At 54.4% G+C, this 614-nt stretch carries 1 pseudogene; it reads left to right on the top strand.

The features are described from left to right. Positions 1–614 (top strand): annotated as a pseudogene (locus tag R7R78_RS27620) (hypothetical protein); the annotation flags it as partial.

The following is a 614-nucleotide window of genomic DNA, read 5'->3' as shown; positions in this document are numbered from 1 at the left end:
TCTGATGCGAAAGTGCCGCTGGTGGTGAATGGGGTGCGTATCGAGCCGGGCCAGACAATGGGGATCATGAGCCAACATGATTTCGGTGCGTCAGGTGGTCGTTTGAGCATTCCGGTTAAACCGGCTGTTCCTGATGTGGTCGGCTCTTCCAGTCTTCTTGTCATGACCTCCGCGCCGAACTCACCCATCTTGGTTGTGGACATCAATACCTGGAAAGGGACGGCCAAGCTCTCGGCTGAATCATGGACAATTCGCCAGGTTATTGACCCGGTGAAAATCTATGCCCTGCCAGAGTCGGGTGTGCCTTGCCGGTTCACCACGAAAGAGGATGTGGCTATGGCCGCAGACCCAATTCGTGACCCGGTGTGTTTGCTCCAATGGGACAGAACTCCGGATGAGGCTGAACAAACTACGCAGGACAACAACGGGATGAAAGTTGCCGGGCTGGTGGGGCAGGCTGTGAGCATTGGTGAACAACCTGTCGAATACAGCCTGTACCTGTTCAGTGGTGACGGTTCCAAGGTAAAAGTTGGGTCTGGCTCTCAGAACCTGACGGTAACTACTGCCTATGGCTCTGTTGGTTACACCCCGATTGATGACATTGCTCAGGTGAA

This window comes from Vibrio sp. 2134-1, assembly GCF_033339495.1.
Note: the sequence above shows the minus strand (reverse complement) of the source record. Positions and strands in the feature narration are given on the sequence as shown.